This is a genomic window from Brevibacillus gelatini (genome assembly GCF_050920745.1).
GTDB lineage: Bacteria > Bacillota > Bacilli > Brevibacillales > Brevibacillaceae > Brevibacillus > Brevibacillus gelatini.
On sequence record NZ_CP154342.1, the window covers coordinates 1,074,129 to 1,099,851 of the forward strand.

At 48.7% G+C, this 25,723-nt stretch carries 20 protein-coding genes and 1 other annotated feature; of the genes, 13 read left to right on the plus strand and 7 right to left on the minus strand.

The window, feature by feature from the left end:
• Positions 1 to 105 precede the first annotated feature (105 nt).
• Positions 106 to 1,089 carry a tryptophan--tRNA ligase gene (gene trpS, locus AAFJ72_RS05525; RefSeq protein WP_432776362.1) on the minus strand — a complete coding sequence of 328 codons (984 nt, stop codon included), beginning with the start codon at positions 1,087 to 1,089 and terminating at the stop codon, positions 106 to 108.
• 67 nt (positions 1,090 to 1,156) lie between these two features.
• Positions 1,157 to 1,421 (minus strand) — a binding site (T-box leader).
• Positions 1,422 to 1,557: 136 nt separating this feature from the next.
• Here trpS and AAFJ72_RS05530 point away from each other — a divergent pair.
• From AAFJ72_RS05530 to AAFJ72_RS05550, 5 genes are all read left to right on the plus strand, one after another.
• Complete coding sequence (locus tag AAFJ72_RS05530) at positions 1,558 to 2,166, plus strand: TetR/AcrR family transcriptional regulator (protein WP_432776363.1); 609 nt, start codon at positions 1,558 to 1,560, stop codon at positions 2,164 to 2,166.
• Entirely contained in the window at positions 2,159 to 2,695 is a 537-nt protein-coding gene (locus AAFJ72_RS05535) for an HXXEE domain-containing protein (protein WP_432776364.1), read from the plus strand. Before AAFJ72_RS05530 ends, AAFJ72_RS05535 begins: the two co-directional genes overlap by 8 nt.
• An 80-nt stretch (positions 2,696 to 2,775) precedes the next feature.
• A complete protein-coding gene (locus AAFJ72_RS05540) occupies positions 2,776 to 4,074 on the plus strand; it encodes an ArsR family transcriptional regulator (RefSeq protein WP_432776365.1) in 1,299 nt (432 codons plus the stop codon).
• 129 nt (positions 4,075 to 4,203) lie between these two features.
• A complete protein-coding gene (locus tag AAFJ72_RS05545; protein WP_432776366.1) occupies positions 4,204 to 5,433 on the plus strand; it encodes a Zn-dependent hydrolase in 1,230 nt (409 codons plus the stop codon).
• 82 nt (positions 5,434 to 5,515) lie between these two features.
• The gene (locus AAFJ72_RS05550) at positions 5,516 to 6,700 is read left to right on the plus strand and encodes a M20 family metallopeptidase (protein ID WP_432776367.1); all 1,185 of its coding nucleotides are present in this window, start codon (positions 5,516 to 5,518) and stop codon (positions 6,698 to 6,700) included.
• Positions 6,701 to 6,743: 43 nt separating this feature from the next.
• On the opposite strand, the gene AAFJ72_RS05555 is transcribed toward AAFJ72_RS05550, so the two are convergent.
• Positions 6,744 to 7,328: a TetR/AcrR family transcriptional regulator gene (locus tag AAFJ72_RS05555; RefSeq protein WP_122906596.1), complete on the minus strand. Its 585-nt coding sequence runs from the start codon at positions 7,326 to 7,328 to the stop codon at positions 6,744 to 6,746.
• A gap of 126 nt (positions 7,329 to 7,454) precedes the next feature.
• Between AAFJ72_RS05555 and AAFJ72_RS05560 the strand changes: the two genes are divergently transcribed.
• Both AAFJ72_RS05560 and AAFJ72_RS05565 read left to right on the plus strand, forming a co-directional pair.
• Positions 7,455 to 8,606: a YhgE/Pip domain-containing protein gene (locus tag AAFJ72_RS05560; protein ID WP_432776368.1), complete on the plus strand. Its 1,152-nt coding sequence runs from the start codon at positions 7,455 to 7,457 to the stop codon at positions 8,604 to 8,606.
• Between the two features lie 165 nt (positions 8,607 to 8,771).
• Entirely contained in the window at positions 8,772 to 10,394 is a 1,623-nt protein-coding gene (locus tag AAFJ72_RS05565; RefSeq protein ID WP_122906598.1) for an MFS transporter, read from the plus strand.
• Between the two features lie 69 nt (positions 10,395 to 10,463).
• Here AAFJ72_RS05565 and AAFJ72_RS05570 read toward each other — a convergent pair whose 3' ends face one another.
• Positions 10,464 to 12,050 carry a methyl-accepting chemotaxis protein gene (locus AAFJ72_RS05570; protein WP_432776369.1) on the minus strand — a complete coding sequence of 529 codons (1,587 nt, stop codon included), beginning with the start codon at positions 12,048 to 12,050 and terminating at the stop codon, positions 10,464 to 10,466.
• Positions 12,051 to 12,843: 793 nt separating this feature from the next.
• Here AAFJ72_RS05570 and AAFJ72_RS05575 point away from each other — a divergent pair.
• Together AAFJ72_RS05575 and AAFJ72_RS05580 are read left to right on the plus strand one after the other, a co-directional pair.
• Complete coding sequence (locus AAFJ72_RS05575; protein WP_122906600.1) at positions 12,844 to 17,805, plus strand: polymorphic toxin-type HINT domain-containing protein; 4,962 nt, start codon at positions 12,844 to 12,846, stop codon at positions 17,803 to 17,805.
• A 9-nt stretch (positions 17,806 to 17,814) separates the two neighbouring features.
• A complete protein-coding gene (locus tag AAFJ72_RS05580; RefSeq protein WP_122906601.1) occupies positions 17,815 to 18,132 on the plus strand; it encodes a hypothetical protein in 318 nt (105 codons plus the stop codon).
• Positions 18,133 to 18,232: 100 nt separating this feature from the next.
• On the opposite strand, the gene AAFJ72_RS05585 is transcribed toward AAFJ72_RS05580, so the two are convergent.
• Positions 18,233 to 19,353, minus strand: a protein-coding gene (locus tag AAFJ72_RS05585; RefSeq protein ID WP_432776370.1) for an IS3 family transposase whose coding sequence is annotated in 2 segments (ribosomal slippage) — positions 18,233 to 19,104 and positions 19,104 to 19,353 — 1,122 coding nt in all. Because the reading frame shifts where the segments join, the coding sequence is not laid out codon by codon here.
• Between the two features lie 204 nt (positions 19,354 to 19,557).
• On the opposite strand from AAFJ72_RS05585, the gene AAFJ72_RS05590 reads away from it, so the two are divergent.
• Entirely contained in the window at positions 19,558 to 20,772 is a 1,215-nt protein-coding gene (locus tag AAFJ72_RS05590) for an IS256 family transposase (RefSeq protein WP_432776371.1), read from the plus strand.
• A 164-nt stretch (positions 20,773 to 20,936) separates the two neighbouring features.
• On the opposite strand, the gene AAFJ72_RS05595 is transcribed toward AAFJ72_RS05590, so the two are convergent.
• Positions 20,937 to 21,521, minus strand: a complete 585-nt coding sequence (locus AAFJ72_RS05595; protein ID WP_122904751.1) for a hypothetical protein — start codon at positions 21,519 to 21,521, stop codon at positions 20,937 to 20,939.
• A 205-nt stretch (positions 21,522 to 21,726) separates the two neighbouring features.
• On the minus strand, positions 21,727 to 22,317 hold the full coding sequence (locus AAFJ72_RS05600; RefSeq protein ID WP_432776372.1) for a hypothetical protein: 591 nt from the start codon (positions 22,315 to 22,317) through the stop codon (positions 21,727 to 21,729).
• 253 nt (positions 22,318 to 22,570) lie between these two features.
• Here AAFJ72_RS05600 and AAFJ72_RS05605 point away from each other — a divergent pair, with 253 nt between their 5' ends.
• From AAFJ72_RS05605 to AAFJ72_RS05615, 3 genes are all read left to right on the plus strand, one after another.
• Positions 22,571 to 22,765: a DUF2642 domain-containing protein gene (locus tag AAFJ72_RS05605; RefSeq protein WP_122904753.1), complete on the plus strand. Its 195-nt coding sequence runs from the start codon at positions 22,571 to 22,573 to the stop codon at positions 22,763 to 22,765.
• Positions 22,766 to 22,909: 144 nt separating this feature from the next.
• Positions 22,910 to 23,605, plus strand: coding sequence for a metal-dependent hydrolase (locus AAFJ72_RS05610; protein ID WP_122904754.1), 696 nt, complete (start codon positions 22,910 to 22,912; stop codon positions 23,603 to 23,605).
• A 241-nt stretch (positions 23,606 to 23,846) separates the two neighbouring features.
• Positions 23,847 to 24,305, plus strand: a complete 459-nt coding sequence (locus AAFJ72_RS05615; RefSeq protein WP_432776373.1) for a TspO/MBR family protein — start codon at positions 23,847 to 23,849, stop codon at positions 24,303 to 24,305.
• 11 nt (positions 24,306 to 24,316) lie between these two features.
• Here the strand turns inward: AAFJ72_RS05615 and AAFJ72_RS05620 are convergent, their stop codons facing one another.
• On the minus strand, positions 24,317 to 25,609 hold the full coding sequence (locus AAFJ72_RS05620; protein WP_432776374.1) for an amidohydrolase: 1,293 nt from the start codon (positions 25,607 to 25,609) through the stop codon (positions 24,317 to 24,319).
• Positions 25,610 to 25,723 lie beyond the last annotated feature (114 nt).

Below are 25,723 nucleotides of genomic sequence, written 5' to 3' on the forward strand. Positions count from 1 at the left end.
CGGGCGGCATCGGTTTACTGACACGAGCCACGAACCGGGTCTCGCTCATCAATGAAAAAAACGGGTCGGGAGAAGCTTCCCGGCCCGTTTTGCGTCGCGATTTTCCTAGCGTGCCATTCCCATTGCTTTTTCTACTTTGTGCAGCATTTCGTTCGCTACGGCATTTGCCTTTTTGGCGCCCGCCGAGAGGATGTCGTCCAGCTCGGAGGAATGGAACAACTGCTCGTAGCGCTCCTGGATCGGACGCAATGTCTCCACGACGACTTCCGCCAGGTCGGTTTTGAATGCGCCGTAGCCTTTGCCCTCATACATCGCTTCGATCTCTTGCAGCGACTTGCCGGAGCAAAGCGAATAGATCGTCATGAGGTTCGATACGGCAGGCTTTTCTGCCTTGTCATAGCGCACGCTGCTGTCGGAGTCGGTCTGCGCGCGCTTGATTTTTTTCGTGATCGTCGCCGGATCGTCGAGCATAGAGATGAAGGAGCCCTGGTTCGGGTCGGACTTGCTCATCTTTTTCGTGCCATCGGTCAACGACATGATGCGTGCGCCCGCTTCCGGCAGGCGTACTTCCGGAATGGTGAAAATGTCGCCGTAACGGTTGTTGAAGCGCTGTGCCAGGTCGCGGGTCAGCTCCAGGTGCTGCTTCTGGTCCTCGCCGACCGGAACGTAGTCTGTGCCGTAGAGCAAAATGTCTGCGGCCATCAGCGGCGGATACGCCAGCAAGCCGGCCGGAATCGATTCGCCGCGTCCGTCCGATTTGTCCTTGAACTGGGTCATGCGCTCCAGCTCGCCAAGGTACGAGGTGCACAGCATGATCCAGCCGAGCTTGGCATGTGCTGGCACTTCTGATTGGACGAACAAAGTCATTTTGTTCGGGTCAAGCCCGACTGCCAGGTAGAGCGCTGCCAGACGGCGGATGTTTTCGCGCAAGACGGCTGGCTCCTGCGGCACGGTGATCGCGTGCTGGTCGACGATGCAGTAGAAGCAGTTGTACTCGTCCTGCAGCGGAACGAAGTGCTTCATCGCACCAAGGTAGTTGCCAAGGGTCATAATCCCGCTCGGCTGAATACCGGAAAAAATCGTTTTCATGAGAGTGCTGCTCCTTTCCATAGGGGGAAATCTGTTTTTGAGAAAATAAAAAGGTCCATCCGTCCTGGACAGGGACGAATGAACCGTGGTGCCACCCTTGTTATTTTGCACACGGAAAAAACCATGCGCAAAATCGCTTTGCTCCGTACCGTTTTGATACGGTGTCCTTTGTAACGTGCGGACGTCACGCCAGAGCCTACTGCCGCTTTTAAAAAACGGGTTCGGTCTGGAGCTCGGGAGCCCATTCACCATTTCCTTGACACTGATTCGCACCAACCATCAGCTCTCTGCCGTCGCGAAAAATGACTACTCTTCTCCCTCATTGCCATCGAAAGATACTCTTTGAACAATCATTTTACGCAGTCCAGGAAGAAAAAGCAAGAGGGGATTGACAATTTCATCCAAAGATTGTAAAAGTAACTCAAGAGTTATATAACTGTCGAGTTACTTTTTTGGGAGGTAAACCGAATGGCTCACAAAGTTTCCAAAGGAGAGCAAAGTCGTGGACGCTTGCTGGCCGCAGCGGTTTCCGAGTTTGCGGCCAAAGGCTTTCACCGTGCCAGGGTGAGCGACATCGTGAAGGCGGCCGGGCTGACGCAAGCGTCTTTTTACCAATATTTCGAGAGCAAGGAAGGGCTGTATCAGCAGCTTATGGACGAGTTTTTCGCCAAGCTGTGGGAGCTGACTGACGGAGGAAGCAAGGTGACAGCGCTGGACGAGGCGGATGTGTACGGGCAGGTGCGGGAAAATCTCGTGGCGCTGTTCCGCTTTTTTAAGGAGCGTCCTGAGCTGACGCAGATTGTGCTCTACCAGGCGGAAGCGGGAGAGGAGCTGCACTGCAGGCTGGCCGCCATGGTCTGCGCCAACCTGCGGAAAAACCAGGCCGCAGGACACGTCCGCGCTGATTTGTTGCCTGAGGTGGCGGCAGAAGCGATGGTCGCCGTCTGCTATCGTCTGACGTCCCGCTTTTTGCTTACGGGGGAAAAGACGGCCGAGCAGCTCGCTGACGAGGCGGTGTCTTTTTTGGCGCACGGGATCCTGGCGAAAAAAGACAAGGAGGGGGCAAAGCATGAGTGAGTTTGTGAATCTGATCTGGCTGTTGCTGGTCGTGTTTGTGTTTCACGATCTGGAGGAAATCATCACCGTCGAGCGCTGGCTTGGGCAGAAGCGAGCGCAGGTTTTGCACGCGCTGCCGGGGCGGCTGCAAAAGCTGATGGAGCCGTCGCTTGCGATGAACACCGCGCAGTTTGCCGTAGCCGTCACGTGCATCTTCGCTGTCCTCGTGGCAGCCGTCGTGCTTGCGGCTGTCACGCTGCCGCTCGGGACGTACCTGCCGTTTTTCCTCGTCTGTCTGCACGTGATGTTTCTGCACGTTTTCACGCACATCGGACACACGATTGCCATGCGCGCGTATACACCGGGTGTCGTGACGGCAGTCATCCTTGTTTTGCCGTACAGCGTCTACACCTACGTTCGCCTGTTTGAAGCCGGAGTGATTACGTGGTCGCTTGTCTGGAGTACGCTGCCGTTCTGCTTGTTGGCCGTGCCGATCCTGTATGTTGCCCACTGGCTTGGACAGGCGGCAGGAGGGCTGGTCAGTCGCTGATGAGGCGAGCGTAGCTGTAAGTGCGGACGTATTTTTGCTATTCTTTCTTTAGAAAAAACGTTGGGAAAGGTGGGCGTGTATTGAAGCTGCGACTAGGCGTGATCGGAGCGGATGATTCGCTTGTCATTATCCAGTCGGTCATGCAGGAGTTTCCCGAGATTGAATGCCTGCCGATCGTATATTGGAGAGAAGAGGAAGTCGTCGATCTGCTCATGGCGCATCTGGATGAGGTGGACATGTGGCTTTTCTCCGGGCAGGTTCCTTATGCCATGGCATGCGAGACGGGAAAAATCCAGGTGCCGATGGCTTATGTGCCGCATATTGGCGCGAGCCTGTACCGAACCTTGCTGCATTTGTCCCATCAGCTCGGGATTCGCGTGGATGAGGTGAGCTTCGATACGTTTTCAGGCGAGGAACTGGGGCAATTTCTCACGGAAGCGGGAATTGCGGAAGGCTACAAATGGCTCAAGCATTACGAAGGGGCGATCTCTGCCGATGAGCTGGCGGATTTTCATGAGGCATTGTGGAAGGAAGGCAAGACAAAGGCGGCGGTGACGTGTCTGCGGACGGCGGAGCTTGCGCTTGTGCGCAGGGGCGTTCCCGTGCATCGCGTCCTGCCGACGCGCGCGGGTGTGCTGTCGGTCGTTCACATGCTTTTGCGCACGCATGAGATGCTGCATTTCAAGGATACGCAAATCGCCGTGCAGATGATGGAGATCGATCCGTTCCGGGAGCTGGCAGGCGGAAATTTTTCCACGGACGAATGGCAAAACGCCGAGATCAAGACGATGGAAAAGCTTTTGCGCTACGCCAGGTATTTGCAAGGCTCGCTGAAGACGGCAGGACCGGGGCGCTACGTCATTTTCACGACGCGCGGCAAAGTGCAGGAGGTCACTCGCGACTATGTGACGGTGCCGGACGTAGAGGGGCTGTTCGGGATTCGCGCCGACCTGGTGACGTGTGGAATCGGGATCGGCAAGACCGCCTACGAAGCGGAAATTCACGGGGGGATGGCGCTCTTGCACGCAAAAGAGCGGGGAGCAGGCAACTGGATGGTTTTTCTCGACGACAAAAGCGTCGTGGGACCGCTCGGACGCGACGAGCAGATTGCCTATCGGTACGATTCGAAGAAGCTGCAGGAGTTAAGCCAGCTTACTTCGCTGAGCGTCATGACGCTGTCGAAGCTGGAGTCGATTTTAAAAAAGCGGGGAAAGCAGGAAATCAATGCGCACGAGCTGGCTTCGCACATGCAGATTCTCCCGCGCAGCGCCCGCCGCATTTTGATCGAGCTGGAAGCGAAGGGCATTGCCGAGGTGGTCGGGGAGGAAAACCCGCATCCGCGGGGGCGTCCGCGCAAGGTGTACCGGATTCGTTTGTGAGTGACTTTGCACTGGCAGATCAGCAGGAACCTTTTTTCCTTTTCAAAATAGACAGACTACTATACAATTAGGGACATAGCCGTAAATCAACCGTTAATAGGCGGTGCTACGAAGGGGGAGTCTCTCGTCATGATTCATGCGGACCGATTGTGGGAGCGGCTGGGGCAAATGGGGATGATTGGCGCCCAGGAGGCCGGAGGGGTGACGAGGCTGTCGTTTACTCCTGAGGAGCGGGCAGCAAAAGACCTCGTCGCCAGCTTCATGAAGGAAGCGGGACTGACTGTTCGCGAAGATGCGGTAGGCAATCTGATTGGGCGAAAAGAGGGGAAAAATCCTTCGGCACCTGTTGTTCTTGTAGGCTCGCACATCGACTCCGTGCCGAACGGGGGAGATTTTGACGGGCCTCTCGGCGTTTTGGCAGGCGTAGAAATTTTGCAGACGATGCAGGAGCAAGGAATAGAGACAGAGCATCCGATTGAGGTGGTCGCTTTCACGGATGAAGAGGGCACGCGCTTCGGTTACGGCATGATCGGCAGCCGCGGGATCGCCGGGCGGATTCAGCGCAGCGATCTGGAGCAGGCGGATAAGGACGGCATCACGATTGCCGAAGCGATGCGCCAGGTCGGGCTCGACCCGGATCAGACAGGCCAGGCGGCGCGCACGCCCGGCAGCGTCAAGGCGTACGTGGAGCTGCACATCGAGCAGGGCAAGGTGCTGGAGAGCCGCAATTTGTCCGTGGGGATCGTGACGGGTGTCGCTGGACCGCTCTGGATGAAGTTCATGCTGGAGGGCGAGGCGGGTCACGCTGGAGCTACACCGATGAACTTGCGCCGCGATCCACTTGCTGCGGCAGCGCTCGTAATGCTTGCCATCGAGGAAGAGGCAGCGCGGACGGGCACAAGTGTGGGGACGGTCGGACAGGTGCAGGTGTTCCCTGGCGGAGTCAACGTCATTCCGGGCCGGGTTGAGTTTACGCTCGACTTGCGCGATGTGGACGAGGCGGTTCGCGATCAGGTCGAGCAGCGCATTTTCGAGCGGGCAAAAGCGATTTGTGCCGAGCGAAACGTGACGATGCAAGTGGAATTGCTGCAGCGGATCGCGCCTGCCGTATGCTCCGAGAGCATCCAGCAGGCGGCGGCAGAGGCTTGTACGCAGGAAGGGCTGGAAGCGTTCCGGCTCCCGAGCGGCGCAGGCCACGACTGCATGCAACTGGTTGACCTTTGTCCGGTCGGCATGATTTTCATTCGCTCCAAAGACGGCATCAGCCACAATCCGGCCGAGTATTCGACGAAGGAGGATTGCGCGGACGGAGCCAACGTGCTGTACCGCACCGTGCTGGCTTTGGCGAAGCAAGTTTAGAGAGACTGACAACATAAAGAGACGAGGATTCGGCAGCTTGGCGACGACGGCCAAAAGCACACCGAACGAGGAGGAGAACCGTATGACAGCGACAGCAGTCACCATGAATCAGGCAGCAGAGGCGGTCAAAGAGCAAGTAATCGCGTGGAGACGCTATTTGCACGAGCATCCCGAACTGTCGTTTCACGAAGAGAAAACAGCGCAGTTCGTGTACGAAACACTTCAGTCTTTTGGCAATCTGGAAGTGAGCCGGCCGACGAAAACAAGTGTGATGGCCCGCCTGATCGGTTCGCAGCCGGGAAAGGTGCTGGCGATGCGCGCCGACATGGACGCTTTAGCGATTACGGAAGAAAATACGTTTGAATTCGTCTCGAAAAATCCGGGCGTGATGCACGCGTGCGGACACGACGGACATACATCCATGCTGCTTGGAGCCGCCAAAATTTTGTCCGGGATGAAGGAGCAGATCAAAGGCGAGGTGCGCTTTTTGTTCCAGCACGCGGAAGAGGACTATCCGGGCGGGGCGGAGGAAATGGTGCAGGCGGGTGTCATGGACGGTGTGGACATGGTCATCGGCACCCATTTGTGGTCGACGATGGAATTCGGCACGGTGGGCATTTGTCCTGGTCCGATGATGGCAGCGCCGGATACGTTCTGGATTACCGTGCTTGGAAAAGGCGGACACGCGGCGCTTCCGCACGAGACGATCGACAGTATTGCCATTGCGGCGCAAGTCGTGACCAACCTGCAGCACATCGTCTCGCGCAATACCGACCCGCTGCATAGCCTCGTCTTGTCCATCACGCAATTTGTGGGCGGTACGACACACAACGTCATTCCGGGCACGGTGGAAATTTGCGGGACGGTGCGCAGCTTTGACAAAACGCTGCGCGAATCCGTTCCCGGCCTGATGGAACGCGTCATCAAAGGGATCACGGAAGCACATGGTGCCAGTTACGACTTCAAGTACCAATTCGGCTACCGACCCGTCATCAACGACGAGGAAGTGACCCGCCTGATGGAAGAGGTCGTCGTGGAATCGCTCGGACCTGAGTGGGTGGAGCATATGCGTCCGACCATGGGCGGCGAGGATTTCTCCGCGTTCCAGCAAAAAGCGCCGGGCTGCTTTTTCTTCGTCGCTGCGGGCAACAAGGAAAAGGGCATAACGTATCCCCACCACCACCCGCGCTTTACCATCGACGAGGATGCGCTTGAGGTAGGCGTGAAAATGTTCGTCAACGCGGCAAGAAAAATCGTCATGTCATAAGGAACGACGCGAAACGAGCCTTGGATGCGACTCCAAAGGCTCGTTATCTTTTTTGAATAAAGGAAATGATATTCATGTACAATGCTGCCATTTCTTCCGGGGTTTTCTCTAAACCATTTCGCACCCATTGTTCAATTAATCCCAAAAAGGCAGACGTGATAAACGATAACAAGTAGTCCATCGGGACTTTTCCTTTTGCATGGAAGTTTTCGTCCTTTTCCAAATGGGAACGTACTTTTTCTGCCAGGGCATCTCGAAAGCGAATGTGAAAACCCGCTCTGCCGTGATCGCCTAAAAAAATCTTCAATGCTGGCACATGGAATTGAATAGAGCGAAATAAGGCAGCAGCTAATTCCTCTTGTCCTTCTCCAAACGTATGCATCACCGAATAGCGAGACTGCAATTCATCAATATGACTTCCCAGATCCTCAAACAACTGCTGCTCCATTTGCTCCAGCAAATCGAATTTATCCGTATAGTGCAAATAAAAGGTCCCGCGATTCATTTGCGCTGTTTTGGCAATTTCCCCTACCGTAATCGATTCAAACGGCTTGCTCTCCAACATTTGCATAAAGGAGCGCTGAATGAGCTGTTTTGTTTTTCGATTTTTATCTGCATAAATGCCCACGAACAAACTTCCTTTCAAAAATGAACAACCTGTTCATTTTGTTCATTGCTTATCGTCTCGGCAAAATTATAAGATAGACATACACCACTGAACAACATGTTGATTATTGAGGAAGGGTGAGTTTGTTTGAAATTATTTAAAGAAAAATTGGCATGGGCTGCTCCTATTGCTGTTATCCTTATCATTGCTCTTTTTTCGGTGAACTTGTTTGCGCAAGGAGATCCTCAAGCAAGAAATTTGCCAGTTGCCCTTGTAGTAAGTGACGAAGGAACGCATGTAGACGCTGTACACGCAGCCGTTGAGCAAATGAGTAAAGGCACCGATGGCGCAGAACCGATGCTGGCTTTTACAGAGGAAAAGGAAGAAAATATGGAAGCTGCCTTCCGTGAGAAAAAGTATTATGCCGCATTGGTCATTCCTGAAGGCTTTAACGAGAGCGTACAAAACGCGCTGACGAATCATACGCCAGCAACTTTGCAGCTTTATGTGAACCAAGGCTATAACGTGACAGGTGCAAACTATGCAAAAACGGCCCTAAACGCCCTGGTCGCACAGTTGAGCCAACAGTATTCGGCAAGCTTTCTTGCGCAAATGAATGGTCAACAAATCCATGCAGACCAGGCAGCTGTACTGGTAAATCCGATTGTTGCCGAAGAGAAGGTATTCAACGCCGTTACTCCCGCTACGGCAAACGGTAGCGCCCCGACCTTATTGGCGGTGCCTGCCTGGGTAGGTGCATTAATTGGCGGTTTCCTATTATTCCTGTCGACGTCGAACATTTCGAAAAGAGAATCGTTGACACGCAAACAAACAGCAAGCCTCATGGGTAGCCAAATCTTATTTGGGGTTATCATTGCCCTGTTCTCCGGCTTTACTGTTGCCACATTATGTGTCGTTGCTGGCATCAATATTCCGGGCTACTTCTTGGTTGGTTCGTTTGTATCGTTTGCAGCATTCTGTTTCTTCCTGTTAGTATCCGCCGTTACAGCGTGGATTGGCAAACCAGCCATTACGTTATTCATGGTTGTGATGCTGTTGGGGATGGGTGTTCTCATGATGCCAAAAGAAATGCTTCCCGATTTCTTCGTCACATTCATTCGCCCCTGGATTCCGATTCGCTTTGCTGCTGATGGTTTGCGCGAAATTTTCTACTTCGGCAGTGGCTTCTACACTGGCCAATCCTTCAACACGATCCTCGGAATTGGTATAGCAGGCTTTGTCACATACCTGCTATCCATTTTTAAACCAGTGCGTGCAGCAAAAGCCATCCCTGAATAAAAACATGAAATGATGTGCATCGCCAACGTCCGGAAAGCTCACTTTCGTTCATCCAATTGGATCTGCTGTTTTGCCAACCCTTATGTGGTTGGCTTTTCATTTTTTAAATAATAATTGGCTAAGAAGCTCATTATAATATTGGAGCATGGAAAAGGAGATGGAGGAATGGGGCGTAAATCGTCGAGTTCAAGCTGGGCGATCACATTGTTCTGCATCGGGGTATTCATGGCGGCTCTTGATAACGGAATTATTAGTGCTGCACTGACAACGATTAACAGTTCGTTCGACGTCTCTGCGAACTGGGGCGCTTGGGGTGTAACCGTTTATACGCTGGGTCTCGCAATCAGTATCCCGATTGTAGGTAAAATTTCCGATCGATATGGCCGAAAAAAGCTGTTTATCGTTGAAGTTGCTTTATTTGGGCTAGGCTCATTACTGGTAGCGCTAAGTCCAACCTTTTGGTTTTATTTGGTTGCCCGGTTCATCCAGGCAATGGGTGGGGGCGGAATCTTTATCATTGGCAGCTCCCATGTGTTGAGTACGTTTCCGGTTGAAAAACAAGGGAAAGCGCTTGGAATATTGGGCGCCATGAACGGTGTAGGGGCGATTTTAGGTCCGAACCTTGGCAGTATGATTTTGGATGTAACAGGTAATTGGCATTTCCTCTTCCTTATTAATGTGCCAATCGCAGTCCTTTTAATGATTTTCGGATGGCTGAACATACAGGAAACAAAAGAACCGGCAGTCGGGAAACTGGATGTAGCAGGAACGATCCTTTTATCCGTAGCCGTTCTCAGTATCATGTATGGCCTGACAAATATTGAAGGGACCACTTTGCTCGAAAGTCTCGCGACCGCTGATGTTTATGGATTCCTATTTGCGGGGATCGTCTTGTTTGCAGGTTTGCTTTTCTATAACCGCTCATTGGAAAAGCGAAATGGGGATCCGATCTTGCCGGTGAGCTTGCTGGTTCGCCCTGTTTACTTGCTGACGTTACTCATTGGTGCGTTATCAGGTGCATTACTGGCCGGAATGATTTACATTCCTTCTTTTACAGAGCAGGTGTTAGGCGTAGCTGCTGAATACTCAGGCTATTGGATGACACCATTGGCATTGGCGTCAGGGCTCGGCGCTGCACTTGGCGGTGTGCTTGTTGATAAAAAGGGACCCATTCTTGCCGTGTTTTTATCTGGCTTCATCACGGCGATTGGCTTTGTATTATTCCCTGCATGGATCGAAGGTAAAATGCAATTTGTCATTTCTTCCTGTATCGCTGGTCTTGGGATGGGCATTCTTCTGGGAGCACCGTTGAATATTTTAGCGACAGAGCACCTGGAAAAGGATAAAGGATCGGCACTGGCCGGGCTTTCCCTTGCCCGACAAATCGGGATGACAATTGCTCCCACCCTTTATGCGGGATTTATTGTCCGAGGGTTTAACCAGATTCCAAGTCTTTTTCAAAGTGACTTCGGCCGTATTTTGCAAGAGAAGATGAAGACTGCTGATTTAAGTCCGGAGGCGATGCAAGAATTCCAACAGGTAGTCAGCGCGATGCCTACTGCTGGCACACCGTCGTCGGAAACGGATTACGCTCAGTTAATAGAGCAAATTCATGATCCGACGTTAAAAGAGGTCATCCAATCAAGTGTCGATCAAATTACATGGATGGCTGCACAAGAGGGCTATGGAGGATTATTTTATTCAACAGTCGTGATTGCAGCTATGGTTGTGTTATTGGCTATTATCGTAAGGCCTGTTCGGAAAAAAGCCATGCAAGAAGCATCTTGAGATTAGCAATAAACTGGAGGCAAACCCGGTGAATCGGGTTTGCCTCCAGCAGCCTTTTGCTTACTTCCATCAAGTCAGATCGCGCAAGATAAACTTGCTCAGGTCATCCGACAATTCCTGGGACATATTCTTTAGCTCATTGGCAGAACTTTGGATTTGCTCCATGGACGCCAGTTGTTCTTCTGCGGCTGCAGCCATGGTCTCAGCTTCATCCGAGGTGTTGTGGGAAATGTTGGATACTTCTTCGATCGAAGCTGTTATTTCCTCCATTTCAGCCGACATTTCTTCTGAGGTTGCGGATACTTCCTGAATCTGTTCACTTACCAGTTTAATATCATGGAGAATGCGATTAATGGCAACTTTCGAGCGCTCAATGGATTCCATACCCAAATTCGTCTCGGTTTGCATCGAATCCATAGCGGATACCGTTTCTCCAATCAGGGAGCGGATAACATTCAACAGCTCCGAAATGGACTCCCCAGACTTTGATGTTTCTTCGGCAAGTTTTCCGACCTCTTGGGCAACGACAGCAAATCCACGGCCATGCTCTCCTGCACGCGCTGCTTCGATATTCGCATTCAGGGCAAGCAGCTTTGTCTGATTCGCAACTTCCATAATGGCGTCAATAATTCGACCAATGTTGACTGAATGTTCGTCGAGCTTCGCTACAATCTGGGAAGACTCAACCTGTGTCTTCTTAATGCTTGCCATTTGATTTACTGTTTCTACCAGTTGCTGATTCCCATGTTCCGCATGCTCATTCGCGCGCAAGGCGAGATTGGCAACTTCAGACGCCGCTTCCGCAATTCGCAATACGCCTACCGACATTTCATTCATTGTCGTTGCCGTTTCAGATGTAGCGCGTTTTTGGGAATTTGTCCCTTCCGATACTCCCTGTACAGAGGCGGCAACTTGCTGCATGGTCATTGTAGATTCATGGGCAATATCCGATAGTTGCCGGGAGGCTTGGAAGGTGGTTGCCGCAATTTTTTGATTGTTGCTTAGCACGCGATTCATTGATTTTTGCATTTCATTAAAGGCTATCCCTACAAGCTGTAGCTCATCTTTCGTATGCAACACGATATCCTGCGAGAAGTCGCCCTTTGCCATAGCTTCTGCGCGTTCTTTTAACACGTTTACCGTCTCCATGACATTTCTATAAAAGGCTACATAAAAAATGGCGACTAGAATCAAGACGGCAGCTGTAATCCCTAAGGTTATATTACGCGTTGCAATCGCTTCATTGAGCCGCTCCTGAAGCACTTGATCCAATTGTACGGTGGCAAGCTGGAATACCTCTGCTGCCGATTCGATCGCTGCCGTTCCTTCGGTAAAAAAGGCGTCAGGCTCCATGCTTATCTCTTGCTTGTTTAAGATTTCCTGATCGAGTAAACCAAGGAAGTGCTGAATGTCTTGTGAAGCTTGCTCTCCTTTTTTAAGCAGTTCCCCATAGGCAGAGCTGTTTAAGCCCGCAATTTTGGTAAGGGACTTGTTGAGGTTGGCTAGCGCTTCCTTGCTTTTGGTTGATTCGAGAAGTAACTGCAGTTTGATGTCATTCGTCAGTGTTTTCGACGCAAGAACGCCGTTGCCGCGCCCCCGGATAACGGCGGAGCCTTCGATCAAATCAGGCAATTCCTGTACGATCAATTTCATCATGTAGTGGGAGTCAATATCACTATCGAGCGATAATGTGAACGCTCACCAAAATGTTGACCACTTTGCTCATCATAAAGTTACCCACCTGACAGTTTGAGCACACGTCATCATTTTCACACCTAATTGCAAATGTTTTTACTGAGCCAAGGATCGTCAAGGGCTTGCGTAGCAAGGGGTTTACCCTTTATCCTTGACGATCCTTGGTGCAGGAAATAAAATGCTACTTTGTGTGAAAAAAAGCATCGTAGGTGGTCAACTCGAAGATGAGCGTTTGCTCCAAAAATGGTCAACTTTTTGATTAGCATTCACAGACTCAATATTTTGTTTAACATGCACTCTTCACCTCTTGGATTGTATGTTTGCTTTGCATGCTTCCGTACTGCTTCTCCCCATAACATCTGCTAGCAGGTTTATGTTCCCCTTGTCATATTCCCGAGACTTTAATAAAGTAAACAATTTATTTGCTTCATTTTCTTTAAGAGCGATTAATGTTCAGGTTCGCTCCAGCATTTAGTAATACTTTTACAAGATTATCTTGCGTTGAACGGACGGCCTACAGTAATGGTGGCTCTCCCATCATTTATACAAGTTTGGATCAGCACCTAGTGTGAAAACCTAGACGACAAGTTGGCCAAGTAATACTTGATATTCGTATACGTTGTTAATAAAGATGGGGATTTTGTATCAGCAAAAAATTAGTTTATGTATGAATTACCTTGCACTCAGAACATATCAGTGTATAATCGACTTTGCATATCAATTAATTGGGAATAGAGGAAGGAGTTTGTAAGGATTGATTCACTTAAAACGACTTTTGTGCTGCTTTGTAATGTTTTGCCTATTGTTAGAACCCATCCATTTTTTTAGCCAGCCACTCATTTTTAGCAACATGGTTTTTGCTCAGGAAGCTGTTTCAACCGTCGATGAAAGCAATTCGAGTACGGACACCAAGCTGGTATCTATTGATTCATCTATAAAAGAAATGACGTTGCAAATGGGAGACTCTCAAAAAGTCGAAATCAACGCCATTTATAGTGATGGTAGTAAAACAGATGTATCCAAAGAAATAGAGTGGGAAGTAGCAGATCTCCATATTGTTTCCGTTTCTCGGGGTAAGATATATGCCAAAAGCGTAGGAACCACAACTCTTGTGGCAAAATACGGGAAGGAGGTTCTTCCTATCCACATAACCGTGACCGCTCCTTCGGAAGAATCTGTTCAGACTGAGACAGAAGAACAGAGTGTTGATGTCACGGCATCAGAAAAAACAAACGAAGCAAAGCATGCTGTTCTCGAAGAAAAGGTTCCGGCAAAAGGGAAGTTTGCGCTAGCGGCAGCTTACGATGGATCCGTCACCTTATCAAAGGGTGAATCTTATAAATTCACGAACATTCATACGAATGCTACGTACATAAAATCTAACGCGACGAGTACAAAAACGTACGATTACGCCATCTACCTGCCAGACGGCTCCGGCTACGATTATGATACCGATTCAAAGTCTACATCTAGGTCCATTCGTTCCGGTGGGCACATGGTCGTTACTGTTACTTCGTCAAACCCTGTTACTTTCACTTTTACTACTAGTGAGGTCATCTCCGAAGCAAGCACTACTCCAGCATTATTAAAAAAAGAAGTGTCGCCAGGAGAGAGCTTCTCGTTTGTAAATACCGGGACGGATAAAAACTCCATCAAGGTGGAGGGTATAACAAAACAGTTTAGTTATCAAACGTATAAAGAAGATGGTACTTTATCAACTGAAGCCTATGATTACGTTTCCAGTACCGTAACGATACCCGCAGGTGGGAAAATCATCGGTACAGTGACAGCCAACAATCCAGTTACGTTTGCTGGATACTATGATTTTAACGACGAAGAACCTGTAAGCGATGCATTAATTTTTGTAACCTTGGAAGCTGGGGAATCCTATCTTTTTGAAAATCTCGATGATACGGATACTCACGCCATTAAAACAGATGCTTCAAATTCGTCTCGTGAAAAGAAGACATACGATTTAGCCATTTATAAAGCAGATGGTCGCGCTCATGCCCAGGATGCCGATGCAATTGCTACTTCCAAAACGGTCCCTGCTGGCGGGAAAATGGTCGTTACTGCCACGTCAGCCACTCCTGTTACATTCAAGGCTTTTACAACCTATTTCAATGGTAAAAGAATCGATAATCCAGCACTAATCAAAAAAACTCTCAAAAAAGAGGAAACCATTCAATTATTCAATACGGCAACGGAGAGCACACCCGTTTTGGTAAATGGTTCCAGCAGTAGACGTTACAGTTACCAGTTGTTTAAAAGTGATGGGTCTACTTATCAACAGTCCTATGACTCTGGAAATACCTCTCTTTACATTCCTGCTGGCGGTAAACTGATTGCAACAGCAATCAGTGATACACCTGTTACTTTTACAAGCTATTATGATCTCTTGCAAGACCTTACATCGGCGGATTCGATCATTACGAAAACGTTGGAAAATGGTCAATCTTATATTTTCGTAAATACGTCAGGTTCGAACCAAAGCATAGATACAGATGGTACTTTAAATTCTTTCGGTAAAAGAACTTTTAACTACGCCATCTATAGCGGTAGCGGGGATCCGTTATACCAGGATGTAAATTCAGGCGCATCTTCCAAAATTGTCCCAGCAGGCGGAACAATTGTCGTTACTGTAACATCGGAGTTGCCTGTTACCTTCCGAGCATTTAAATCTTATTTTATCGGGCAAGATACATCGAGACCTGCTCTATTTACGCAGACGCTCAGTAAAGGGAGTAGTATCTCGGTAACGAATATCGGCAAGGCGAATGCAGACTTGCTCACTATTAGCAGTGGAGGCAGGTTTAGCTACCAGTTGATAACAAACGGAACAGTTACATCTGCCCATCATAATGCCAGCGTTTCCTATCGAAACATCCCTGCGAATACAACTATCCTTGCTACTGTAACATCGGAGGAGCCTGTCACCTTTAGCGGATACGAACAAATATTTCAACCGAAATTAGAGAGTGCTTCCTCTATTATTCAAAAGACTTTGGAGAACTCTCAATCATATGAGTTTGTGAATCGAACCGATCAGCAACAAAGTGTTGATATTCGTTCCAATGGTTCAAAGTCGTTTGATTTTGTGACTTTGAATCAGGACGGGTCTATCGGTTCACAAGATATTGATGCGACTGCTTCTATCATGCATGTTCCACCACGTGGGAAAATCATCCTTACAAATCAATCCAATGATCCACTCATGCTAGAGGCTTTCACCTCGGATTTTGCTGGCTTGGAAAGAACACATCCTGTCATTAGCAGAGAAACCGTTGTTCAAGGCCATACAGTTACATTTAAGAACAACTCTTTGTTTGAGAGCCAACTGCTGAGATACGATGCGTTCAATGTGGTCGAAAGATATGACTACGAAATCTACAATAGCGTAGGTTCGTTGGTTTCCAGCGAGTTCAACTCAACGGATCATTCCCTTAAAGTCCCAGCGGGTGGAACGATTAAAGTAAAAGTAACTTCAGCGGCTCCGATCACTTTTTTTGGTTATGCCGATCATTTTCAAATCGCAAATGACAGCGGAAATGAACAGCAGATTGAGAATCTGGGTGTCAATTCCTTTGTAGATGTAAATAAAAATAATACCACAACAGCTTTCTTCACAGTGACGCCAGTCCATTCTGGTAAGCACCGGATTTTTTCATCTCCATATTTGAATAATGGAGTTGAACAAGACACAAGACTGCATATTTATTCGGATGCAACTATGCAGAATGAAGTAACAAGCAACGACGATCATGATGGTCCGTTTGGCACCAAATTTTCAAAAGTCGAATGGGACGCAACAGCGAATACAACATACTACGTTAAGCTTGAAGCAGCAGCCCCTTCTTTGCAGTCTCGACTTACATTTGAAGAAGACTTGGACAGCACGAGAGAAACAGCCATTCCGGCCGAATGGGATAATATTTATACGGACAAATTGTCCTCTCCCTATGATATTGACTACTTTGTGCTTACGGCTGAAGAAATGGCATACATGAACCTCTATGTGACAAATAACATGCTCATTCTGGAGGACTCGCAAGGAACAGCGCTTAAAACTTTCCATGCGAATGAGGAAGACACGCTGTTTGTTACAGAAGCGGCTGGGATCTACTATGCAAAGGTAGTTTGGAAGCCAAGTCAGGCTACAGCCCAATTAAGGTCTGGCATTTCACTAAGGTCCTCTGAAATCGGTAATAGCTATCAAGCAGGTTTTCATGGTCCAAAACGAATTTCCAGTAATTTTGCTGTAGATACTACACCAGGCTACGAAAAATCAGTAACGATACAATGGAGATTTTCAAATCCCCATCCGAGCGTAAAGATTCAAGTACTCAAGCAAGGAACACCAGTCTATGAAGAGGTCAGAACGAATCTATCAGCTGGATACCATACGTTCAGTTGGAATGGCATCTACACGAAAGTCAATCCCGGACAGCGGGCTGAAACTGACGTCTACATGGTTAAAATTGTAGCTTCCGATGCCAAACAATTTCAAATTCAGGTGCCAATAAGTGTCGTTAATACAAAACTGAATGAAGAGCTGGATATTCAGTATTTAATCTCTCGCTACAACAGTACCATTCCAAGCACTACGATCCGTCAAGCACAAGAAGATCTAAAGACAATGATGTTCTATAATGGCCCGATCACAGGCTCGTACAATGAAGACTTTTTACTGTCTGTCATTGCTTTTGAAACGATTCTGAACAGAAGTGTGCACGTTTCTCTCAACGTAAACGTTGGAGGGGGAAAAGTACTTGAAGAAAAAGGGGAACTAACGAATCAGTTAGTTTATTACATTCACGCAGGAAGAGCGACTGGTCGGGATAAGTATGGAAAGTTTGCCGAGGTTCTATTTAATGGAGATATTATTATCTATGAGACTGGTGCAGCTACGGTTCCTTTGCTTCGTTTGACTAAGATTGGTGGAAAGATCGTCAAGAAAGCTGGTAAGACGATTGATGATCTATTTGAATGTAATTGCTTTACAGCGGGTACAAAGGTGTTAACTGACGAAGGGGAGAAACCTATTGAGGAAATCAAGGTAGGTGACAAAGTTCTAGCCAAAGACGATGAAACAGGCGAGATGGCTTACAAGGAAGTTGAATGGCTCTTTCAACGTGATGTTGAGGAAACGTATAATATAACTGTTGACGGTGAAGTCATCACGACTACTGATGGGCATCCGTTCTGGATTGTCGGCATAGGATGGGTGGAAGCACAGCATCTTGCGGTGGGTGATGTTCTTACAACCTCAGATGGTAAAGAATTAGCAATTGAAAAGATTGAGGTTAAGCAGGAACATGTTACAGTTTACAACTTTAAGGTTAAGGACTTCCATACGTACTTTGTTTCCAACCTTGGTATTTGGACACATAATAAATGTGGCGTAACAGTAAATTATAAAGGTGCTGAAGTAGCGGTTTATCGAGGAGGTAATGATTTTACTATTAAGCCAGGTGAAGTAAAAATAGACTCGAAAACTGGATTGGTAAAGACAACTCATGGTGTCTCTTTGGATGTAAACCCTGACACTGTTTCAAAATTTGGTGGTGCTTATCGTATTGAATCATTGCCTGAAGGATTAAGAATAATTCAAAGGGGAAGCAGGGCTGAACACTTTGAGATAGTTCCTGCATACGAAATGCCTTTAGAGCAATTTCAAAAGTTATTAAATCAAATTACTGTTTCACGGGTAAAATAGGAGGTAAATGTGAGCGGTTATACAGTTATCTTTACTAATAATACGGAATTAGCCGAATTTGAAGCATTAAATAAAGGTTATCGTAATGATGTCTTTGTTAAGATTGATGAGGACTACTACAATTTGAGAGTTTATGATATCGTACGATTAAAACAAGATTTCGAAAGCGAAATGGAAGATTATGGTTATTATTCTGTTGAACCTAACTTAGTATTAGTCACAGAAGTGACAACAGATAATATTTTGAAAATTATTTCACAACTTTATGAAGATGGGTATTTTAATCATCTTAAGCCTGTAAACAAAAGCTTGTTTAATTTTGATTAGCCATACTTACTTTTTGACCTTGAGTGCACATTCCTCAAGGTCTATTTTTTATCCTCCCCCTGTGCCGATTGAAGCGGGCGTCTGGATTGTCAACACTAAATCAGACAATTTTTATAAGGGCTTCTTGGTGATACTGAACAGGCGTCATATAGCCTAAGGTGCCATGAATACGATGCTTGTTAAACCAGTTCACGTAATCGGATAATTCCAGCTCCAGATGACGAAGACTCTGGAAGTTCATCTGATTCACAAACTCTGTTTTCATGATCTTGTAGGTGGCTTCTGCCACAGCGTTGTCGTACGGACAGCCCTTCATACTTAGTGATCGGCCGATTCCAAACGTCTCCAAAAGCTCATCCATCTTTTGATTGTTGAACTCGCTACCACGGTCAGTATGAAACCACTGAATTTGGCGTAAATCACCTTGTACCGTCGCAAAAGCGCGGGAAATCAGTGCAGCGTCCTTGTTCGGACCTGCACTATGCCCAATAATCTCTCGATTGAATAAATCGACCAACACACAAATGTAATGCCATCGGTTCTGGACCTTCACATACGTTAGATCGCTGACGACGAAGCGTTTTGCCTCCTTCTGATCGAATTCTCGATCCAGAACATTTCCCGTCGTTGCTTCATTACAAGCGGTTTTATGGGGCTTATATTGAGCCACGGTATAGGGGGAAACGAGTCCTTGCTCTTTCATGATCCGACCAATCCGTCGTCTGGAGACGACGAGTCCGCGTTCCTGAAGCTTAACTTTGATCTTTCGTGTCCCGTAGGCCTTACGATTCTTCTGGAAAATCTCCACAATCGCTTCGGTTATTTTCTCTTCCTTTGCTCGTTCTTTCGCTTCATAGTAGAACGTACTTCTTGCGATTTGCAGGACGTCGCACATTGCTGATACCGAGTATTTATCACGATTATTCTTTATGATAGCTACTTTCGTCCCATGATCAGCGCGGCTTGCTTTAAAATATCTACCTCCATTTTCAGACGTTGGTTCTCTTTTCGCAAAGCAATCCATTCCTCTTCTTCTGATGAACGATTGTCCTTTTCCTTGAAAGAACCGGTTGTCTGTGCTTGCTTGATCCAGCGGTCCAGGGCAGAAGCTGTGAGGTCATATTCCTCCACAATTGCCGCTCTTGTTTTTCCGTTTTCATACAGCTTCACCATTTGAGTTTTAAACTCGGTTGTGAACGTGCGACGTTGTTTTTTAGGCATTGTAGAGATCCGCTCCTTTTTTCTGTCCAACTTAGTGTAGCCGATCCAGTAAGGGGGTTCGCGACGATGGATGTCCTTCCGTGTACATAAAAATCTTGACAGACAGACTCTCTTTTGGGGCTATTCCAGGGACTGTAAAATATTTTGTGTAAACTCTCATTCCACATTCCATTACAATGAAACAAAGTGAGGTTGAGAGAACACATGGGACTCATTCCAAAAGACCAGCTGCGCCAACTTATCAAAGAACACAACTTGCAAACCATGGAGGATGTTCAAAAAGCCCTGAAGGACATTTTTGCAGAAACACTGCAAGAAATGTTGGAGGCCGAATTGGATACCGAATTGGGCTATGCCAAGCATGACAGCAAGCAGAAGCAGACGAAAAACAGTCGGAACGGCTATAGCAAAAAAACGGTTACGTCTGAGTATGGGGAGTTGGATCTCACGATTCCCCGTGATCGTCTTGGAGAATTTGAACCTGCGATTGTCAAGAAACACCAGAGACATGTAACGGGTATTGAAGATCAAATCGTCTCTATGTACGCCAAAGGCATGAGCACACGGGATATTCAGGATCATTTGCACAATCTGTATGGACTTGAGGTATCCCCGACCCTTATCTCCAACGTAACAGCTAAACTGTTACCTCTTATCAAGGAATGGCAAAATCGCCCGCTGCAAAGTGTGTATTCCGTTGTTTTCATGGATGCCATTCATTTTAAGGTAAAACAGGACGGGCAAATTATCAGCAAAGCCGCCTATATGGTCATTGGCATTGATTTGGAAGGCTATAAGGACGTTCTTGGCATCTGGATCGGAGAAAACGAGTCAGCCAAGTTCTGGCTACATGTGTTGACGGATCTGAGAAATCGTGGCGTTCAGGACATTTTGATTATCTGTGTAGACAATTTAAAAGGCTTCAGCGAAGCCATTGCAGCCAGCTATCCGCAAACGGAGGTTCAAAAATGTATCATCCACCAGATCCGCAATTCCATCAAATATGTGTCGTACAAGGATTTGAAGAAGATTACTACGGCCTTGCGTCCGATCTATACGGCCCCAACGGAAGAGGCGGCTCTCCTGGAATTGGATCAATTTGAGGAGACCTGGGGAAAACAGTATCCCCTGATTGTCCGGTCGTGGCGGAGTAACTGGGATGAACTGGCGACCTTTTTCAAGTACTCCCCTGAGTTGCGCAAGCTCATCTATACAACGAATATGATCGAAAGCTACCATCGACAACTTAGGAAGGTGACAAAGGGAAAAAGTATCTTTCCGACGGATGAATCGCTACTCAAAATGCTATATTTGGCGACGATGGATGTCATTCGGAAGTGGACAGGGCGGGTCCAAAATTGGGGGCAAATCCTTCTCCAGTTGACTGTACATTTCCCAGAACGGGTACAGATTCGATGAAGGGCTTTACATGGAGGGGGCGGGCATGATAGGCTACTTTGCCTTGCGATGGTGTGATCTTCTCCATCGCCCAATCGCAAGAACTCATGCCCGCCAGTGGCTCCATGTCAAGCCCGACATATGAAGCATCGTTTTCACGTTTACACAAAAATCTTGAAAGACTCCTATTCCATTTTGTACTTAATGGAAACTTCTTCATTCAACTTGTCAAACTGAGGAAAGTTATAATGTTTAAATTCGTCCTTGTACGCGTAATTCAGACTTTTACTTGCTTCATCGAGAGGAAACTTGCCCTGGATCACGCCCAAGGGGGCCAGGTTGTTAAAATAGGTGTTTTTCTTCAGGAATAAAACATACTTCTTTTCATTTTGCATCAGGCGATAACCTTCAATCGTCCGCTGCTGTTTTCCGATGACACCGTCTTTTATGATGATACTAGGCTCCCAGACCTCGACTTCATCGCCGACAGCGAGCTTTTCATCCAAATTATTTTTAAATATTTTTTGAACCTTCACCATTCTTTTTGTGGAATAATCATCAATTTCGCCATTTTCATGATACCTGATATAGTTTTCAGTCTTATTCGTTGCTTCTCCAATAATAATCAGGTCGGCATCTTTCTCCAAATCCTTTACGCTCTCATACACAGTAACGGAAGCGTGAGAGTTTCTCACTTCTACCTGATTGTCCAGGTAAACGTATCCAGCTACAAGCGAAGTTGTGAAAGCCATTACAATTTTTCCTAACATGTTTGTTTCCCTCCAGGTAACGTCCATCTATTTTTTTATGAGTTTCAAAACCAATGGCAAGAAGCTACACAAGCTCTGACCTGAGAACCAAAACAAAAAACACTCTCCCGCCCTCACGCACCAAGGCAAGTCAGAGTGTCATGGTTTTGCATGGACCTCACGAACAAGCAAACAAAACCGCAGAAACCGCTTCCTGCCGCTACACCTAACTCAACCGAAACAACTTATGCCAAATAGACGTCTTCCGCTCGGCGTCCTTGAGCTTGGCCAACTGCACTTTGGCGTCCAGGATGTCGTTCATCGCTTTGGTCAGGCGGCGGTCGCGTTCCTTGAGGCTGCTGCGGATGTACGCCTCCTGCTTTTCCAGACGCGCGAGCAGCGCCTGCTGGGTTTCATCCTGTTGCTTCACATGCAGCGCCAGCGCGTGCAGCTTTTCGTCGATGACGTCCAATGCTTCCAGCGCATCTTCAACTGCGGCGGGATGAGAAGCAGGGGCCAGAGCAACAGCCGTTTCGCGTTGCGCTGCTTCTGTGCCGTTCTGGCTGACGATCATTTGCGCCGCTTCTTCCTGAGGGATGAGCTGATCCTTGGTCAGTTCGTAAAAGCGGGTCAGGCAGGACACATCCATCTGGCGGTATTCGCGCCGATTTTGATTGTCCCGCACGAACCAATAGCCGTGCTGCTCCAGCAGCATACTCCACTTGCGGAGTGTGCTCGCACCGATCCCGAGCATCTCGGCAACTTCCCTGCCGCTATAGGTACGCTCTCTGGCTACAAGTTCAATGACTTCTCCCATGCTTATCCCTCCTGCCGTACATGAATTTCCTGTTTTACCCTTTCTGTGCGTAACAACAATTTCCTTTTGGAATCGTGCGACAAATTCCTGCACCGTTCGAATGATGTGCTGGTGAACTCGTCTTTTTCCCAGTTGTACGCGCGAGTTGGACAAATGACGGACGGGTACAAGTACATTTTCAGTTTGTCTGTGTATTTGCTCAGTAGGGCTATGCCAAATGTACATAGGATGCTTACAGAAGGAGGGATTGACCATGGCATTCAGAGATCAGGTGAAACGCTTTGAAGGGAAAAACGTAAAGGTTGAGACTGTAAATGGCAACTTTTTCGGCAAGCTGATCGAAGTAAAATCCAGCACCATTATTCTGCGTGAGCATGATAACAATCGTCGCACGATCATTCGTGATTCGCAAATTATTGCCGTTACAGAACACGACCACAACTGCTAAGTTTAGGAGTTGTTCCTCAGGCTGTCGAGCGATCGACGGCCTCTTCCTTTGTTTTCCCGGTGTGCACAGATGGATTTTATTCCCGCCCCCGCACATGGTAACATGGTAGAGGAACAAACCAATGATGAGAGGGCAGGGGATACCATGTTGGAAATCCGGTTTCACGGACATTCATCCGTACAGTTGACCAGTGAAGGTCATTCGATCATGATTGACCCGTTTATTTCGGGAAATCCGCTGGCAAAAACGACGCTTGCGGACATCCGCGTCCAGTACATCCTGCTGACGCACGGACACCAGGACCATATTCTCGACGCAGTCGAGCTGGCAAAGGCGAACGATGCCACCATCGTTGCGACGCACGAGCTGGCTACATACCTTGGCTGGCAAGGTGTAAAAACCGTTTCGATGAACCTGGGCGGCTCCGTGACACTGCCATTTGGCAAAGTGAAAATGACACAGGCTTTCCACAGCTCCGGCGTCGTGCTGGATGACCAGCAGCAGATCGTCTACATGGGGATGCCAGGCGGCTTTGTGATCGAGTTGGGCGGCAAGACGATCTACCACGCGGGGGATACAGGGCTGTTTGGCGACATGAAGCTGATTGGAGAGCGCCACAATATCGACCTGGCGTTTTTGCCAATTGGAGATGTATTTACAATGGGGCCGGAGGATGCTGCGATTGCCGCCGAGTGGCTCGGCGCCGACTACGTCGTGCCGATTCATTACGATACGTTCCCGCCGATCAAACAGGATGGAGAGGCGTTTGTTGCGACTCTGGCGGAAAAAGATATTCGAGGCAAGGCTCTCAAGCCGGGCGAGATTTTGCGCCTGCCGTAGCCTGCAAGAGCGCGAATCTGCTAGAGCGCACGTCTGTAGGCTGGAAATTCTGCAAGAGCACAGTCTTTTGCCAAAAAACCGCTTGTCCGAAAAAAACGAGACAAGCGGTTTTCCTTTTTCCAGATTCGATCTAAGAAGGCAGCAGGGCAATCTCTGAAAAAATGGCATGAAAATGGTAGCGTCGCTCATAGACATGGAAATAGAAGAAAGAGAGCCTGGCAAAAAGGAGAGGAATGTCTCGATGAGCTTTTTGTACCATACGCTGCTGTTTTTTGCGGTGATCGTCCTGTATTCATTGGCGAGCCTCGCCTTTCCGGGGGGCGGGGCCTGGTACGATTCGCTGACCAAGCCCGAAGGCACGCCGCCCGACCATGTGCTCGCCGTCGTCTGGCTTATTTTGTATGTGCTCATTGCCGCATCTGTCGTCATCGCTGTTCGCCGCAAGCAAATGAATGGGGAGCTTTTGCTCCTGTACGGGATAAACTGGAGTTTTCATCAGCTGTTTACGCTGTTGTTCTACAAGCTGCACGTTCCGTTTTTGGCTGCCGTCGACACGATCCTCATTTTGTACTCGACCTGGGTGCTGATCCGGGTCATTCGTCCGCTGGACAAGATTGCCTCGTCCCTGTTGATCCCGTATTTGCAGTGGAGCGTTTTTGCCATCTATCTTGCCGTTTCGTTCTGTGTGCTGAACCTGTGAGCGGGTTCAGACTACAGCCCTGCGACGAGCCGCTTTGCCCGCTCTGTGGCTTGGCGATATACGTCCTCCCAGGAGATCGTTTGCAGCGTGCGGTTTTGCATCAAAATGTTGCCGTTGACGATAGTGGTATCGACATCTGCGCCTGTCGCACTGTAGGCGATGAGCGAATGCAGGTCGTGCAGCGGGGCGAGGTGCGGTTTTTTCAGGTCGAGCAGGATGAGGTCGGCTCGTTTGCCTGGTTCCAATGTCCCTACTTCGTGTTCGATCCCGAGCAGCTTCGCGCTCTCGATCGTCGCCATGCGCAGCACCTGCTCGGCAGGCAGCACCGTCGGATCGCCGTAGTGCAGCTTTTGCAGCCAGGATGCCGCCTTGATTTCCGCAAACATGTCAAGCGTCGTGGCGCTGCCTGCGCCATCGGTGCCTATGCCGACAGTGACGTCTTGGGCGAGCAGCTCCGTTACAGGAGCGATGCCGCAGCCGAGCTTCAGATTGCTGACGGGATTGTGCGCGACGCCGCCTCTCATGCCGCGCAACCGTCCGATGTCCTCCCGGCTCAAGTGGACAGCGTGGGCGAGCAGGACGTGATTTTCGTGAAACGTTCCCAGTTCATGCAAATACTCGGCAGGTGTCTGGTTGTACGTCTCGCGAATTTTTTCCACTTCCTCGCGGGTTTCCGCCAGATGGATGTGCAGCGGAATCCGGCGGCTTCTGGCGAGATCGACGACTTCTTTCAGCGGCTGGGGCGGGCATGTATAAGGGGCGTGCGGGCCGAGCATGGTGGTGATTCTGCCGTCTGCCGCACCAGACCATCTGTCGACCAGATCCAGCGCTTCTGTCATGCGGCGGCCGCCGTCATCCTGCAAAAAGACGAGCCCGCGCGTCAGGGAAGCTCTGATTCCGCTGTCGCGCACGGCTTCCGCTACGGCGTCCATGTGCACGTACATGTCGGCAAAAGCCGTCGTGCCGGAGGCGATCATTTCTGCGATCCCGAGCATCGTTCCCCAGTATATGTCCTCTTGCGTCATCCGCGCTTCTGCAGGCAGCATTTTTTTGTCCAGCCAGTCCATCAGCTTCAGGTCGTCGGAAAAAGCCCGCAGCAGCGACATGCTGGCATGATTGTGGGCGTTGACAAGTCCGGGCATGGCGACCATTTCTTTTGCGGAAATGACCTTGTCAGCAGACGCTTCAATCGCCGGTGCGAGTTGCGCAATCCGCCCGTTTTCAATCAAAATGTCCCCGATCCACGGCTTTTCTTTTTCCACCATCGTCAAAATATGGCACCCTTTAATCAGTAACGTTTTCATGAAATCATCCTCCCTGGATTTTTGTTCGGTTGCAAGCGTAAAGCTTGACGCGGCGGCAGAGTCAAGAGGGAAAAGCCAAGCAGGCTGATTGGACGGATGGTGCGCTTGAGCAAG